A 14,655-nucleotide genomic window follows, 5' to 3' on the forward strand; every position below is an offset into this window, starting at 1 on the left:
TTGGGAGGCATCACAGTACTGTCGCGTTTCTCGCCAAAGGATCAAAGATGACCTGCGCACCCACCGAGGCTTCTCCCGAATTAGGGCCAGCTCCGGCGCTTGAAGACGCCGACTATTTCCACGTTTCAAACATGCTTTCTCCGGAAGAGCAGCAGCGTCTCAAGGTCATGCGTGACGTGCTGACCCAGGAAATCCGGCCACATGTCGCCGAATTCTGGACGAAAGACGAGTTCCCGCATCACTTGCTGAAGAAGTTGGGCCAGCACGGCTTTGGCGCCATCGAGACTGAGCCCGGCAGTCGCCTCTTCAAGGGCCTGGTCTACGCCGAATTGGCGAGGGCTGACTTGAGCCTGAGCACGCTCGTGGGTATCCACAATGAGCTCATTGTGGGCGCGCTCCTCGAGGCAGGATCGGCCGAGCAGCAGGACCGTTGGATTCCGCGCCTCAAAACGTTCGACGCCGTGGGATCTTTCGCTCTCACCGAGCCAGATCACGGCTCTGACATCGCCAAAGGCCTATGCACTACCGCCACGAAAGAGGGCGATGAGTGGGTGCTCAACGGTTTCAAGCGGTGGATCGGCGGGGCGACGTTCGCAGACTTCCTGATTGTTTTCGCGCGAGATACCGCGGATCACGAGGTCAAAGGTTTCATCGTTGAGACCGACCGCCCGGGCGTTCACGCCCGCAAGATTGAACACAAGATGGCCCTGCGCATCATCCCGAACGCGGACATCACGCTGGAAAACGTGCGCATCCCCGCGGAGAACGCCCTCACGGGAGCCGCGAATTTCTCCGCAGCCAATATTTTGCTGCGCAATTCGCGTGCGTGGGTGGGCTGGGAAGCGGCCGGCGCGCAGATGGCGATCTACGACGTCGTACATCATTACGCCACGTCACGGCACCAATTTGGCCGCCCGCTCGCCGAATTTCAGCTGGTTCAACAACCCATCGCCAAGATTCTGGGCAACGTCACCGCCTCGCTCGCCATGATGGCACAATTGGCGCGCCTTCAGGAAGCGGGCGGGCTGGAGATGTCGCATGCGGCGCTCGTCAAAGCCAGTACGACGGCGCTTGCTCGCGAAAGTGCGCAGCTTGGTCGCGGACTTCTCGGCGGAAATGGCATCCTGGCGGACCGCGAGATGGGCAAGATTTTTGCGGACGTGGAAGCGATCTATACGTATGAGGGCACGTATGAGGTGAACTCACTCATTGTGGGGCGGGCGGTCACGGGAGCGTCGGCGTTCATTTAGGTTTACTTCCGGTCGCTGAGCCTTTCGGTCACACTGTTGCCCGCTGAATCGTCAAGATAACGTAAGCAACAAGTGCGCGAGGGCGTACACCGATGAAGGGAGTTAGTCATGGCATTCTCGACAATCGCCATTCCGTCCAAGGACGTGCAGGCTGCCAGAGCGTTTTACGAGGTCTACGTAGGCGGCGGCATGCTGGTAGGCACCATCAAGGACCCGAACGGCTCCGTCGTGGGACTGCGCCAACTTCCAACGGCCTAGTTATCCACGCCTAGAAATTCGATCATCGGCTTGTCCACACCTTGGGACAAGCCGATTTTCTATGCCCTGTGGGCTGGGATAATGGAGCCATGGAAGCACTTGCCGGTCTGCGGCGCCCAAACGTCACCGTCCCACTCGCTCAAACTATTGCCCAGCAGTACTTTGGGGTGTCCGCTGTGGAGGTCACCGAGCTTGGCAGTAATCAGGACCGCAACTTCCTGCTGATGGAGGCAAGCGGCAACCGCACCGTCCTCAAGATTGATAACGCCGCCTTCGCGCTCGCAGAAATCGAAGCGCAGAACGAGGTCATGAACGCGTGCGTTTCCGCGGGAGTCTCCGTGGCACAAGTACTGCGCAACGCGGATGGTTCACTCGTGCGGACTGTTTTTGACGCGGACGGCGTGGAGCACTTTGCTCGCCGTTTCCAGTTCGTTCCTGGCACCTCGCTCTTGGACGCTCACTTCCTCTCAGCTGTCATGATGCAGCAAGTGGGATCGCTGACCGGCGAAGTGTCGGCTGCGCTCACCAAGTTCACGCATCCGGGTCTGGAACGCGCGTCTCAGTGGGATATGCGCCGAGCCGCTGATATTGCGGACTCGCTGTTGGGGTCCATTGCCGACGGGCGCCGCCGCGAACGTGTGCGTGCCGCCATCAAGGCTGCTCGCATCGCGCTGACCCAAGTGGGCGAACTGCCCGTTCAAGCTGTCCACGGTGATGTCACTGATGACAACATCATGTGGGGCGGTCCCCAGAATTCTTCCCAGCTGACGGTCTTGGACTTCGGCGATGTATCCACGGGATGGCGCGTTGCAGAACTCGCCGTCACGCTATCTTCGCTACTTCAGCACGCGGCTGAGCGGCCTTTGGACGTATTGGTGGCTGCGCGCGCTTTCCACCAGAAACAGGCTCTGACCTCTGCGGAAGTGTCCGCACTGTGGCCACTTGTAGTGCTTCGGGCCTGCGTCTTGGTGACGAGCGGAGCCAAGCAGCTCGAGCTGGAGGCCGATAACGACTACGCCGCCGAGCGCATCGAGGGAGAGTGGCGCATCTTCGAAGAGGCCACTCGCTACCCGCTGGACGTCATGCGAGCAGCAACGCGCGCTGCACTTCATGTGCAGATCACGGAGACTGAGACGGCCGCTGATGCGGCGAAGGCGGCAACTTCCACGAAGCCAGCCAAGGAGCCGCAAGTAGAAAGCGGCCCGTTCTCTTTCCCGAAGAAGAAGCGCTTCAAGGCACTCGAAGGCTCTTTGCTCCAGTCTCCCGTTGCGTTGCATCGCGTGGACTTGGGAGCCGAATCCGAATGGATGGACGACGGCGCATGGTTGCGTGAGGGCGCGGAAGAACAGTTCATTCGTGAGGCATTTTCGTTTGTAGGACAGCCAGGGGAATCTGGCATCTACTTGCCTTATGCGCTTGAGCGTTTGACGCGATCACGCATCAATTCCGCTGAAGCACCCAAGACGATTCCGTTTGGCATCGAAGCCTATTTCACGCAGCGCACCAAGGTATTCGCGCCGTTCGATGGCGAGATCTCAGTGCCTGCGCCGACTCTTGCCGAGCGGGATGAGCAGCAAGTGGTGCTCACCGCGAGCGACGGTTCTCGCTTGGTATTGACCGGCCTCGTGAAATTGCCTCAGCCAGGTCCAGTGTCCGCGGGTGACCCGCTGGGCCGAGTGGCGTCGTCGGACTCGCAACAACTGAACCGCGTGCGAATCCTGTGGGTCAGCTCCCGCGCAACCTCCCGCATTCCGTTCTTCGGCGGCGACGAGCTTGCGCCAGCATATGAACAACTGACAATTGATCCCGCGCCGCTGCTTGGTTTGCCGCGCGAGGAAGAGCGTCCGGACGCTGCCGTGGAGCAGGACCGGCGCAATCGGGTCTTCTCCTCTGCTCAAGAGCGCTACTACGTGGATCCACCGGAGTTTGAGCGTGGGTGGAAGCATCACCTGATCGACACGAATGGTCGCGCGTACGTGGACCTCGTGAACAACGTGGCTGGCCTGGGGCACTCGCACCCGAGGATCACGGCGGCCGCGGAGCAGCAGTTGCGGCTGCTCAATACCAACTCGCGGTTCCTGTATCGCCAGCTGGCTGAGTACTCGGAGCGACTCATCGAGAAGGCGCCGAACAGTCTGGACACCGTGCTGTTGGTGAATTCCGGAACCGAAGCCGTGGACTTGGCACTGCGTTTGGCGTGGGCTGCGACGGGCCGCAAGACCATCATTTCGCTGCGCGAGGCATACCACGGTTGGTCTATCGGAGCCGATGCGGTCACCACGAGCGCGTACGACAACCCCAATGCAGTGGGATCGCGGCCGGACTGGGTTCATGTGGCCGACGTGCCGAACCCGTTGCGAGGCAAGCACACGGGTCCCGACGCGGAGACGTACTACGCGACCGAGCTTGCCGATACTCTCAAGCAATTGGATGCTCAGGGTAAGCCGGTTGCTGGCTTCATTTGCGAGTCCGTGTTGGGTAACGCCGGCGGCGTGCTGTTGCCGGAGGGCTACCTGCGCGAGGTCTACGCGAAGGTGCGCGGCGCTGGCGGTCTCTGCATCGCGGACGAAGTCCAAGTTGGCTTTGGCCGAATGGGCCAGGGCTTCTGGGGCTTCAACCAGCAAGGCGTACGTCCAGACATCATTACCATCGCGAAGCCAATGGGCAACGGATTCCCGATCGGCGGCGTCATCACCACGCGCGCTATCGCCGAGTCCTTGGGCAACGAAGGCATGTTCTTCTCCTCCGCGGGTGGTTCTCCACTGAGCTGTGCCGTGGGTCTGGCCGTGCTGGATGCGATGGATGAGGACAAGATCCTGGAAAACGTCGCGAATGTGGGCGAGTACTTCAAGGACCGTCTTGAAATGCTCATGGCGAAGCACCCGCTCATCGGTTTTGTTCACGGTGCTGGGTTGTACCTCGGCGTGGAACTCGTTCGCGACCGCGAGACGCTCGAGCCGGCGAAGGAAGAGACCATGGAAGTGTGCGAGCGCATGCTTCACTTGGGCGTCATCATTCAGCCCACGTCAGAGCGCCAAAACGTCCTCAAGATCAAGCCACCACTGTGCATTGATCGGGAGAGCGTGGACTTCGTGGTTGAGGCGCTGGACCAGGTTCTGACCGAGGTTGTGGCAACGTTCCCGACAGCGCACTCTTAGGGGACTGCTGCGTGCTCTAGAGCAACGAGCGCTCTAAAGATACGGCAAGCCTCGCGTCTGCGAGTGGTTCGACTCTAGAGCAGCGTGGCTGGGTCGATGAGGTCGTTGCGAGGATCCAGCGGGTAGTTGCCTTCCTTGTGGCGGTGCGTCGCCGGAAGGCCTAGAGCGATGGAATCCTCCGGGATGTCGCGGACAACCACGGCGTTGGCGCCGATGGCGGTGTCGTCACCAACCGTTACAGGACCAAGGAGCGTGGCACCAGAGCCGAGCATGACGTTGTTGCCGACTCGTGGGTGACGCTCGTTCTTGTCCAAAGCGCGGCCACCCAGAGTGGTGCCTTGGTACATGAGCACATCGTCGCCGATGACCGCGGTCTCGCCGATGACAATCATGGTGCCGTGGTCGATGAATGGACGGCGGCCAATGGTTGCGCCCGGGTGAATCTCCACGCCGGTGAGGAAGCGGGTGAACTGGCTGAGCAAGCGGGCAGGCGTCTTGCCGGCCTTCTTCTTCCACAGTTCGTGTGCGACGCGATGAGACCACATCGCGTGAACTCCGGAGTAACCGATCGCCACCTCAAGGTCAGAACGCGCCGCGGGATCCTGCGCACGAGCAACCTGGAGGTCCTCTTTCATGAGCTGCAGCATGGAAGGCTGTTCAGCCATCTGAGAGTTCACCTCGGTGGGTTGGTTCTGCGCATCGGTCATGGAGCGTACAACCTCAGGCGTTCGAGTTTTCTTCCATAGACCGCCAATGGCGGCGTGGGGCAAGAACATTCTCGCCCATTTCACTGGTGTACTCCATGCCTACAGCTTAGGCGAGTTAGGCTCGGGAGATGAGTGAAAATCAGGGCACGCCGTTGCCAAAGATTGGAAGTCCCGCCGAGCGCGCACTCGCCACTCTCGGGGTCACAACACTTGAAGGCGTCACGAAGCACACGGAAAAGGAACTGCTCGCGCTCCACGGATTCGGACCCAGAGGGCTCCGCATTCTCCGTGAAGCGCTCGCAGAAAAAGGTCTCTCACTACTAGGTGAATAGTGCTCCGAGAGGACTAGCTACGAAAGAAAGCTAGCGCTTACTTCGAGCCGCTGTTGAGAAGCTCAAGGTGCCGTGGCTGCACCGCGGCAGAGTTCTCCTGGTATTCAGGATGCTTGGCTAAGTACGCCTTGATGTACGGACAAACGGCGACCACTACGCGGTTTTCGGCCTCGGTGCGCTGCAACGCATAGGCCGCCAATCGACCGGCAAGACCCTGGCCGCCGTACTCCTCGGAGACCTCCGTGTGATAGAAAATCCGCTGCGCTTGCCCATCCACGTCCACGTCCTTGAAACGCGCTTCGCCAATGGCAGCATCGCCGTCGCGAAGTTCAAAACGAGACGGGTGATCCATGAAGTGCACTGAGAACTGATTGTCACTCATTGTTTTCTCCTCTGTCTATGTACTACTAGGACTAAGAACTACTGGAACTACGTACTGCGTGGAACCGACGAATTATGGCGCGGGATTGACGCGCGGTTTGATGCGGATGTTCGGAAGCGTCGGTGCCGGGAGGGGAGCGGGCTCGTTCGGAGGGAAGGTACCGAAACGCAAGCCAGCGTCGTCGTACTCAAGAGAATCACCCACAGCGTCCTCGGCGGACCGCTCTTCGAAGCCCATTTCCACCATGTAATCCTTGCGGTACGCCACGATTTCCTCATGCGTGCGGCCCACGAAGTTCCACCACATGACAATCTGCTCTTCGAAAGGTTCGCCGCCGATGAGAAGGACTCGGACCGGCTCGTTCTTGGCGGTGAGCGCGGCGTTCGTGCGGCCGGTAGGTAGATAGCCCAAAAAGTCCTTAGGCAGCGTGTGGCCATCAACCAACACTTTGCCCGCATCCAGCAGGAATCCGTGCTCAAATGATGCATCCAGCGTCAAAGACACGGTTGCCCCAGGTGCCAGCAGGATTTCCGCTCCCACAAGGGGCGTATGCGTGGCGACGGGCGAAGAAGAGGTCTCTTCATTGATGCCCAAAGAACCCAAGAAGACACGCACTTCAGCACCATTTGAGATCACCGGCGATGGTGAAAAGTGCTCGAAAGTTGGCGACATCTGCCGCGCGCTCTCGGGCAAGGCGATCCACAGCTGGGCACCGTGCAGAATCTCCGTTTCCTGCGCGGAGAACTCGGAGTGCGTGATGCCGTGACCCGCCGTCATGAGGTTGAGTTCGCCGGGGCGCACGATCGCCTCAAATCCTGCCGAATCCTTGTGCTCGATCTCGCCGGTGAAGAGCCACGACGCCGTCTGCAGACCCGTGTGCGGGTGCTGCGGAACGTTCATCCCGTTGGATTCCTTGACGTTATCCGGGCCGTAATGGTCCAAGAAACACCAAGCACCGATGAGGCTACGTTGACGTTGCGGCAGGGTGCGGCGCACGTTCATGGCGCGCGGGCCACCCAGCGGGACGTCGCGTGGTTCTAGGAGTTCCACGCCGTGACACGATGCGCCCGAGGACAGCATTTCTTCTTCGGGGCGAGTATCCAGATTGCTCACGGTTTCCCTCGCTCTACTTCTGTGGAGTCTTAGCGGCGGATTCGGCCGGGTACGCGTGCTTTGTCACCGGGTGGTGACTCAAGATAGAAACGCGGTTGAACGCGTTAATATTGATTGCCGCCCACGTCAGAGCCGAAGTTGCGGGGTCGCCGAGTTCATCGCGCACCTTAGCAAGAGTGGCCTTGCGGGCCTCCGAATCAGGGATCTGCGTGACGAGTTCGCCAAGTTCAAGAGCGAGACGCTCTTCGGTGGAGAACAACGTGGCGTCGCCTACGCGGAGCGCAACACCATTCAGTGCCTTGAAAATAGCTGCATCTTGACGATCAATAAACAGATTCTGGCGTTGAAATACTTCGGTCACCATTTGTCCTTTTCTTGGGCGCGCAATTTTTGGAGAACTATCCCCCGGCAACAGATTGCACGATTGTTACCCGGTCGCCATCGCTCAAAAGTGTGTCCTGACCTTGGGCGTTGCGAATATTTGTCTTACCAATAAAGACATTCACGTAACGCCGCACCTCGCCGGATTCATTCCGCACGCGCCGCCCAAACACCGGGAACTCAATGCCCACGGTATCCAAAAGCGCCTTCGCCGTCGCGGGGTGCGCTAGTTCCACGGCACGCTCCCGCTGCCCGCCCGTGACATCGGCCAGCACAGCCGGCAACACGAGGGTGACCGTGAGATTTTCCGTAGTCATTGATTCCTTAGGTTTCCTGATGACTACGCCGCAGATTCCGGAGGAATATATGCGGCGCGAACACTGAGCACGTCCGGGAGACGGTGGGCAATGCGCTCGAAGGATTCGCCTTCGTTGGCGCTAGCCCACACTTCGCCGCCGCGAGTGCCGAAGTAGATGCCGAGCGATTCGGGGTGGTGGTCGACGCCTTCGGCGTCTCGGAGGGAGACGTTGTAGTCCAGCTCCGGGAGTCCCTGGTGCTGTTCCTGCCAAGTGTCGCCGCCGTCCGTGGTTTTGTAGACGGAGCACTTTCCGGCCGGGAAGAAGCGGTCATCGCCGTTGGAGACGGGAATGACCCACGCCGTTCCACCTTGAGTGGGATGCGTTAGGACGGAGAAGCCGAAGTTGGAGGGAAGGCCGTTTTCGATCAGTTCCCACGTGTTCGCGTTGTCTCGGGTGCGATACACGCCGCCGTGATTCTGTAAGTACAAAGTGGCAGGATCTTCGGCATCAGCAGAAATGCGATGCACGCACTGGCCGAACTCGGGGTACTCGTCCTCAGGTTGGAAATCCGCGCGGATGCCCTTATTCGTGGCCTCCCACGAGGTGCCACCGTCCGTGGTGCGGTATACGCCGCCCGTGGACATGGCGATGTGGACGGTGCTGTCATCCTGCTTGCTCGGGACAACGGTGTGTGCGGCGGGACCACCGAATCCGGCGCCCCACTTTTCGCGGTGCGGGTGATCCCACAGGCCTTGAACGAGCTGGAACGTCTCGCCGCTATCGGTGGATTTGAAGACGGAAATCGGCTCGCAGCCTGCCCACACGACGCCCGGCCGGTCTGCCGTGTCAGGGGTAATGGTCCAGACTCGTTCAAGCGATGTACCCGTCTCTTTCGGGAAGGCTATCGCCCCGAACGATGTCTCTGAAAAGTGAGCTCCGCCGTCGTCAGAGTGAACCACGGTGGGGCCAAAGTGCCAGTCATTGATCCCCACAAAAATGCGAGTGCGGCCCTCGCGCGTATCGATTGCGACGGACGGGACTTCAAGGGTGCCGAAGAAGGGGCCGGAGAGTTTCCACTCGGAGCGGTCTGGGCTGCTCGCGAGCCACAGTCCTTTCTTGGTGCCTATCGCCACGACGGTAAAGCCGGGAGCAATGTCAACGGCGCCGGTAGTGGACGGCCGCGTTACTGTTTGCTCAGTCATGTGATCCAGTTCACCACTATGACGCACATAACTCAACGCTTACCACGAAATCTCGCATCCGCGCGTGGCTAAGTAGTCGCGGCGAATGACCTCGAACGTGTGCTATTGATGCTCGGGCTCAATGACAAACTCGTGCGTGTGGCGAGCAAACGAATCGCGACCTAGCTATCTCCGCGGGCAATCCGGGTATGAGATCACGTCTGTCCATGGCGGCCTGAAAGAGGGGCTTGAACGGTGCTGCTGGGGGCTGCGGGACTGTCTGAATATTCATTTCTATCCCTTGTGAGTGGGCAGGTGCCTTGCGGGGTGTATTTCACAAGACTGAAACTACTCAACTGCTCTGACCGTTAGGATGGGGGAGAACGCGGCACCCAAAACTTACACTATAAGTGTAATATGTGAGTGTAAGGGAGGACTGCCATGCAACAGCATCACGACGAGGTTCAGTGGGTAAGTTTTGCGTGGGATCTAGAGAGCCCACGCAGTGCTCTCGAGCCGGTTTACAAAAATCTTTTAGACGCGGCGCAGGCTGCAAAGGGTAAGACTGAGCCTGTCCTGAAAGTCCTCGCTGAAGAACCCGCACTCAACATCCCCCTCCTGACCCAGTGGGAATTCCTAGCCACCGTTGCCGCAGTCGATCTCGCGGCAGCGCGAACCCTTGAGCCCCACCTCGACGCACTCGGCATCCTGCGCGAAGCTGCGGATGCAGGTAGCGCTATCCGCATCCCGGAGGGATCAACGTGGGGTGTCTTCGCAGCCGAAGCTCCCAACGCGAAACTCACGGCAACACACACTCCCAGCGGTTGGGTTCTTCAGGGAACTAAAGCGTGGTGCTCACTCGCCGGCCAGCTCTCTCACGCCATCGTCACCGCGTGGGTGGATGACACCCGCCGCGGGACCTTCGCAATCGACCTCAAGCACCCGGGTGTCATAGTTGAAGACTCCAGCCGGTGGCACGCGACCGGCTTGAAAAACATCGTGAGCAACCCCATTTCATTCACAGATGTTCCCGCCCATGCAGTGGGTGAGCCCGACTGGTACTTGACGCGCCCCAACTTCGCCGCAGGCGGCATCGGCGTCGCCGCGTGCTGGTTCGGCGGAGCCGTAGGCCTCTTTCGTTCGATGCTCGCCAAGGCAACCCACCGCGCACCGGATCAGATTGCCCACGCACGCTTGGGACTGGTGGATCGGCACCTGGCAGCAGCGGCGTCGTCGTTCACCCTGTCTGCTCAACGTGCCGAACGCGGCACCGTGGATTGGGCCGAAGCGCACCGCACCCGCGGTATCGCCGAGCAAGCGTGCCGCGTAGCGCTCGCAGCAGCCGGAGAGTCGCTTGGTCCGGCCGCGCTAGCGTTCGACGAAGACCATTCGCGGCGCGTCGCAGACCTTGACCTCTACATTCGCCAGCACCACGGGGCACGCGATGACGCCGCTCTCGGCGAGCTCATCCTGGAATCGGGGCACTCATGGTGAGCTTCACCCACGACTCCACGGGAACCCCGGAAGGCGCATGGCGTGATGCGGGCCTTGACGCGCTGAAAGACCTCGATCCGCGTGCAATCCCCGGCGAAGATGGGCACGTGGTGGTGGTTTCGGCGCACCCGGATGACGAAGCGCTCGCAGCCGCCGGGCTGATCCAGCGCGCCATTACCGGGGGAGCACACGTCACGGTGCTCCTGTGCACGGCGGGGGAGGCCTCTCACCCAAATTCCCCCACGCATTCGCCGCAGCAGTTGGCGGATCTGCGGCTTCAGGAAATGCGGCGAGCGCTGGCGCACCTTGGCCGGGACGAGCAATTGACGTTGGATTATCTGGGAATGCACGACGGCGCAGTGGTGGCGTCGGGCTCGGCCCTTGACGCTGCGCTATTGCGTGCGATCCGCTCCACGAATCGGCCCACCGTGCTTGCTGTCACTTATGCTGCCGACGGTCACACGGACCACGAAGCTGTGGGTGTCAGTGGTCGTCGCGTCGCCGCCCTGGCAGGGGTTCCTTTGCTGGAATTCCCGATTTGGTACTGGCACTGGGCGCCACCGAGTGATCCGCGCTGGCGCGAGTTTGAACGCTTAGAGCTCACCGCCCAGGAGGTTGCCGGTAAACGCGCGGCCCTCGCCGAGCATGTTTCTCAGATTCAGCCCTTGTCAGAGCAGCCCGGCGATGAAGTCTTGCTGACGGAGTCGGTCAGAGCTCACTTTGATCGGGACTTTGAACTCTTCCGTTTTACCCCTGTGGTGGAACTCGGCTCCACCTCGGCGCAAGAGGTTTTCGATGACCTCTACCGCCGTGACAAAGACCCGTGGGCGTACGTGGACTCTTGGTACGAACGCCGCAAGCGTGCCGTGACGCGTGCGAGCCTCCCTCGAGAACGCTACGAACGCGCCGTGGAAGCCGGCTGCTCCATCGGCGTGCTGACTCAAGACCTCGCCGACCGGTGTAGTTCCGTGGTGGGGCTCGATGCCAGTAGCGAGGCGCTAGAACTCGCACGTGCACGCCTCTCCGGGCTGAACAGGGTGGAATTGCGACTAGCGCAACTGCCGCGTGACTGGGATTTCCACCCGGCTTCCCTGGACCTCGTGGTGGTCTCGGAAATCGGCTACTTTCTCACCGAGGACGAACTCACCCAACTGCTGACCGCAGCCTGGAATTCACTGTCTCCCCACGGCCATCTTCTGCTTTGCCACTGGCTGGGCCCCATTGACGGGTGGCCGCTCGATGGTCATCGGGTCCACGAACTTGCTCGCCCTATCACCCAAGAACCACCCTTGATTCACCACCGAGAGAGTGCATTTCTGCTCGAGGTTTTTGAGAAGAAAGAATGACACGCTCATGAATACCCGTTCCACGCCACCACCATCAGCCCGTATCTCACATGTCCTCGTAGTAGTGCCGGCCCGTGACGAAGAAGAACGCTTGGGCACGTGCCTCCACCACGTTCAGCTGGCTATGGACCAACTTGCTTTTCACCACAGTGTCACCGTGCGCTTGAGCGTGGTGGTGGACTCCAGCACGGACGGGTCCTTGTGCATTGCGCAAGAAGTTTCCAAACGTGATCCGCGCATCTGTTCGCTCAACGTTAAGGTGGGTTCACCCGGCCGCGCGCGAGACGCCGGCATTCGGGCGGGCCTTGACGGCGTTCCTGCCAGCGAACTCGCCGGCGTGCTGGTGGCATGCACCGATGGCGATACGTTTGTGCCCGCGGATTGGCTGGTGTCCCTCGTGAACGTCGCGAATGAGGGCGCCGACGCCATCCTAGGGACCGTGGAGCCGGACCCTCGGGACACCGACCCGGATCTGGCAAAGTTGTGGCACGAACGCCACGATCCGCTGGACGGGACCGAGCACATCTACGGTGCGAACATGGCGTTCCGCGCCGATGCCTATCTTCAGGCAGGTGGTTTTCCCGCGTATGACATCGGTGAGGACGCCGCGCTTATTCGTACGCTCCGGGATGCTGGCAAACTCGTGGTGGGCTCTACTGCAGTTCACGCCGTGACGTCTGGTCGGCTTCAAGGCAGAACCGCTGGCGGATTCGCGGGCTACTTGCGGGATTTGCAGCCCGGGTTGCGCAGAGGCGAACGTCGACTCCCGGCCCACGACATGGCGTACCCGGGAAGCTACCCCTCAGCCTTGCCACGGCGCCAATAACCCATGAAGGACACTTGCTTGCGGTCAATTCCGGCATCCCGCACCAAGTAACGGCGTAGCTCCTTGATGAGTCCGGCCTCGCCCGCGAGCCACGCGTAGAACGGTTGCGATCCACCCGTGGTGGTCTCCCACAAAATGGTGGCGTCCACGTCGATGTCCTCCGGCTCCAGCCCGGGGTCTACCGCGCCAGCGCCCGGTACGGCCACTACGGAGCGCACTGCGGCACTGACCAGTTCGCCGTGAGGGCGCGATCCGCGCGGCAACCACTGCACCGTAACACCCGAGCGCGTGGAGGTACCCTGCATATCCTCGACGGCGGGCACTTCAATGAAGGCGTTGCCCTGAATGCCCGGTGGCAATGACTCCAGGATGGAGCAGATGGCGGGGGCTGCGGTTTCGTCGCCTGCCAAGAGGATGCGTTGAGCGGATCCCGGACGGAATTCGATGCCACCGTAGCTCGCATCCGCGAGGTGCCGATTTGGTCCCATGAGCAGCAGCGAATCACCCACAGATGCTTCGGCCGCCCAGACCGATGCGGGGCCGCCGACCAGTTCACCATTTTCGCGGCGAACGTGCAGGACAACATCGAAATCCAGTTCTGCGTGCTGCGAGACGTTCTTCGGGTGCCCCGCCGGACGCTGCGCACGCACCGTGTAGGTACGCATATAGCCGCGCTCTCGCTCCGGCAAAGACAGCCACGTTTTGTACCACGTGATGTTCGCGGAAGCCGTGATGGTTCCGCTTGGCCGCAGATCCGCAAAGAGCCCCAGCATGTGTTGGTACGTTTCGGCGTCGCGAGCTGAAGGAATCAGCGCCTTAAAGCGCAAGTCCAGAGGATCCGAATTGGTGCCGAAATGCTCCAAGTCATCCCCGGAAACGGTGATGCGCCGGAAGCTTGGTCCCAGATCCTGCACGGCCACCACGTCAAGATCAAACACCATGGTGGGCGCGACCTCTAGGGTGGGCTGGCGTGGTTCGGTGTCGGTTTCCGTCAGAGAGGACGACGACGCAGCGTGCGTCCCAGCCTGAGCCTCCGATTCCGCCGGGGTTGAGGTGGCGGGGGAGTCGGTGGCGGGCACGGCAGCGGTTGCGTCGCTGGCTACCTCGGCGCTCGCAGCGACTGAGTTGCTCGCAGTACGCAGGATGCGGTTGCGACCGATGGGCAGCACGAGTGGAGTTCCGGCCACGGGGTCCGGGATCACGCGGGATGGCAAGCCGAAAACTTCTTGAACAAGCTCCGAGGTGACGATGTCCGCGGGACGGCCCTGTGCCACGATCTGACCGTGCTTGAGGGCTACGAGGTGGTCCGCGTAGCGGGCCGCCAGGTTCAGGTCGTGCAGCACGATTGCCACGGTGGTGCCGCGGCGGCGGTTCAGATCGGCCACCACATCTAGAACCTCGAGCTGGTGAGCAATATCGAGGAAAGTGGTGGGCTCATCGAGGAGCAAGAGGTCCGTCTCTTGAGCCAGGACCATGGCGATCCACGCGCGCTGTCGCTGCCCGCCGGAGAGCTCATCCACGGAACGATCAGCGAGGTCTTCGCAGTTTGTGACGGCTAGTGCGTGGTTTACGGCGCGGTCATCGTCCGCGGTCCAGCGGCGGAACCAACCCTGGTGTGGGTAGCGGCCGCGGCCCACGAGCTCGCGAACGGTAATACCGTCCGGTGCCAGCGGGGACTGGGGCAAGAGGCCCAGCTTTTGGGCCACGTCCTTGGACGAAAGGCGGTGGATGTCCGCCCCGTCGAGCAGCACGGTGCCCGACTTCGGCGCCAACAATCGGGACAAGCCACGCAAAAGCGTGGACTTTCCGCAACCGTTGGCGCCAACAATGATGGTGACTTCCCCGGCGGGTAGTTCGAGGTCCAAGTCCTCGACTACTACGCGAGAGTCATAGGACAAAGACAGATTCTGGGCCGCAAGTGTTGTCAC

The 14,655-nt window shown here is 61.0% G+C and carries 14 protein-coding genes; 7 read left to right on the plus strand and 7 right to left on the minus strand.

Features of this window, described 5'->3' with window-relative positions; translation table 11 throughout:
• The first annotated feature begins 47 nt into the window (after nt 1–47).
• The 3 genes from BKA12_RS09965 (at nt 48) to BKA12_RS09975 (ending at nt 4,666) form a co-directional block, all read left to right on the plus strand.
• Nucleotides 48–1,250, plus strand: coding sequence for an acyl-CoA dehydrogenase family protein (locus tag BKA12_RS09965; RefSeq protein WP_183643269.1), 1,203 nt, complete (start codon nt 48–50; stop codon nt 1,248–1,250).
• Between the two features lie 108 nt (nt 1,251–1,358).
• Nucleotides 1,359–1,508, plus strand: a complete 150-nt coding sequence (locus BKA12_RS09970) for a hypothetical protein (RefSeq protein WP_183643272.1) — start codon at nt 1,359–1,361, stop codon at nt 1,506–1,508.
• 89 nt (nt 1,509–1,597) lie between these two features.
• On the plus strand, nt 1,598–4,666 hold the full coding sequence (locus BKA12_RS09975) for an aminotransferase (protein WP_183643275.1): 3,069 nt from the start codon (nt 1,598–1,600) through the stop codon (nt 4,664–4,666).
• A gap of 74 nt (nt 4,667–4,740) precedes the next feature.
• On the opposite strand, the gene epsC is transcribed toward BKA12_RS09975, so the two are convergent.
• Nucleotides 4,741–5,331: a serine O-acetyltransferase EpsC gene (gene epsC / locus BKA12_RS09980; protein ID WP_183644961.1), complete on the minus strand. Its 591-nt coding sequence runs from the start codon at nt 5,329–5,331 to the stop codon at nt 4,741–4,743.
• Between the two features lie 170 nt (nt 5,332–5,501).
• Here epsC and BKA12_RS09985 point away from each other — a divergent pair, with 170 nt between their 5' ends.
• Nucleotides 5,502–5,705 carry a helix-hairpin-helix domain-containing protein gene (locus BKA12_RS09985; RefSeq protein WP_183643278.1) on the plus strand — a complete coding sequence of 68 codons (204 nt, stop codon included), beginning with the start codon at nt 5,502–5,504 and terminating at the stop codon, nt 5,703–5,705.
• Nucleotides 5,706–5,742: 37 nt separating this feature from the next.
• Here the strand turns inward: BKA12_RS09985 and BKA12_RS09990 are convergent, their stop codons facing one another.
• The 5 genes from BKA12_RS09990 to BKA12_RS10010 all read right to left on the minus strand — a co-directional run bounded on the left by BKA12_RS09990 (nt 5,743) and on the right by BKA12_RS10010 (nt 9,082).
• On the minus strand, nt 5,743–6,087 hold the full coding sequence (locus BKA12_RS09990) for a GNAT family N-acetyltransferase (RefSeq protein ID WP_246361662.1): 345 nt from the start codon (nt 6,085–6,087) through the stop codon (nt 5,743–5,745).
• Nucleotides 6,088–6,159: 72 nt separating this feature from the next.
• Complete coding sequence (locus BKA12_RS09995; RefSeq protein ID WP_338087497.1) at nt 6,160–7,200, minus strand: pirin family protein; 1,041 nt, start codon at nt 7,198–7,200, stop codon at nt 6,160–6,162.
• Nucleotides 7,201–7,213: 13 nt separating this feature from the next.
• Nucleotides 7,214–7,561 carry a carboxymuconolactone decarboxylase family protein gene (locus tag BKA12_RS10000; protein WP_338087498.1) on the minus strand — a complete coding sequence of 116 codons (348 nt, stop codon included), beginning with the start codon at nt 7,559–7,561 and terminating at the stop codon, nt 7,214–7,216.
• Nucleotides 7,562–7,598: 37 nt separating this feature from the next.
• Nucleotides 7,599–7,898, minus strand: coding sequence for a MoaD/ThiS family protein (locus tag BKA12_RS10005; protein WP_183643284.1), 300 nt, complete (start codon nt 7,896–7,898; stop codon nt 7,599–7,601).
• Nucleotides 7,899–7,921: 23 nt separating this feature from the next.
• The gene (locus tag BKA12_RS10010) at nt 7,922–9,082 is read right to left on the minus strand and encodes a WD40/YVTN/BNR-like repeat-containing protein (protein WP_221228077.1); all 1,161 of its coding nucleotides are present in this window, start codon (nt 9,080–9,082) and stop codon (nt 7,922–7,924) included.
• Nucleotides 9,083–9,502: 420 nt separating this feature from the next.
• On the opposite strand from BKA12_RS10010, the gene BKA12_RS10015 reads away from it, so the two are divergent.
• From BKA12_RS10015 to BKA12_RS10025, 3 genes are read left to right on the plus strand one after another with little or no spacing between them, the layout of a single operon-like run.
• On the plus strand, nt 9,503–10,555 hold the full coding sequence (locus BKA12_RS10015; protein WP_183643287.1) for an acyl-CoA dehydrogenase family protein: 1,053 nt from the start codon (nt 9,503–9,505) through the stop codon (nt 10,553–10,555).
• Nucleotides 10,549–11,901 carry a bifunctional PIG-L family deacetylase/class I SAM-dependent methyltransferase gene (locus BKA12_RS10020; protein WP_183643290.1) on the plus strand — a complete coding sequence of 451 codons (1,353 nt, stop codon included), beginning with the start codon at nt 10,549–10,551 and terminating at the stop codon, nt 11,899–11,901. Before BKA12_RS10015 ends, BKA12_RS10020 begins: the two co-directional genes overlap by 7 nt.
• A gap of 7 nt (nt 11,902–11,908) precedes the next feature.
• On the plus strand, nt 11,909–12,727 hold the full coding sequence (locus BKA12_RS10025) for a glycosyltransferase family 2 protein (protein WP_183643293.1): 819 nt from the start codon (nt 11,909–11,911) through the stop codon (nt 12,725–12,727).
• Here the strand turns inward: BKA12_RS10025 and BKA12_RS10030 are convergent.
• A complete protein-coding gene (locus BKA12_RS10030) occupies nt 12,697–14,655 on the minus strand; it encodes an SIP domain-containing protein (protein ID WP_183643296.1) in 1,959 nt (652 codons plus the stop codon). The genes BKA12_RS10025 and BKA12_RS10030 overlap by 31 nt on opposite strands.

The sequence above is a fragment of the Neomicrococcus lactis genome (assembly GCF_014200305.1).
Lineage (GTDB): Bacteria > Actinomycetota > Actinomycetes > Actinomycetales > Micrococcaceae > Neomicrococcus > Neomicrococcus lactis.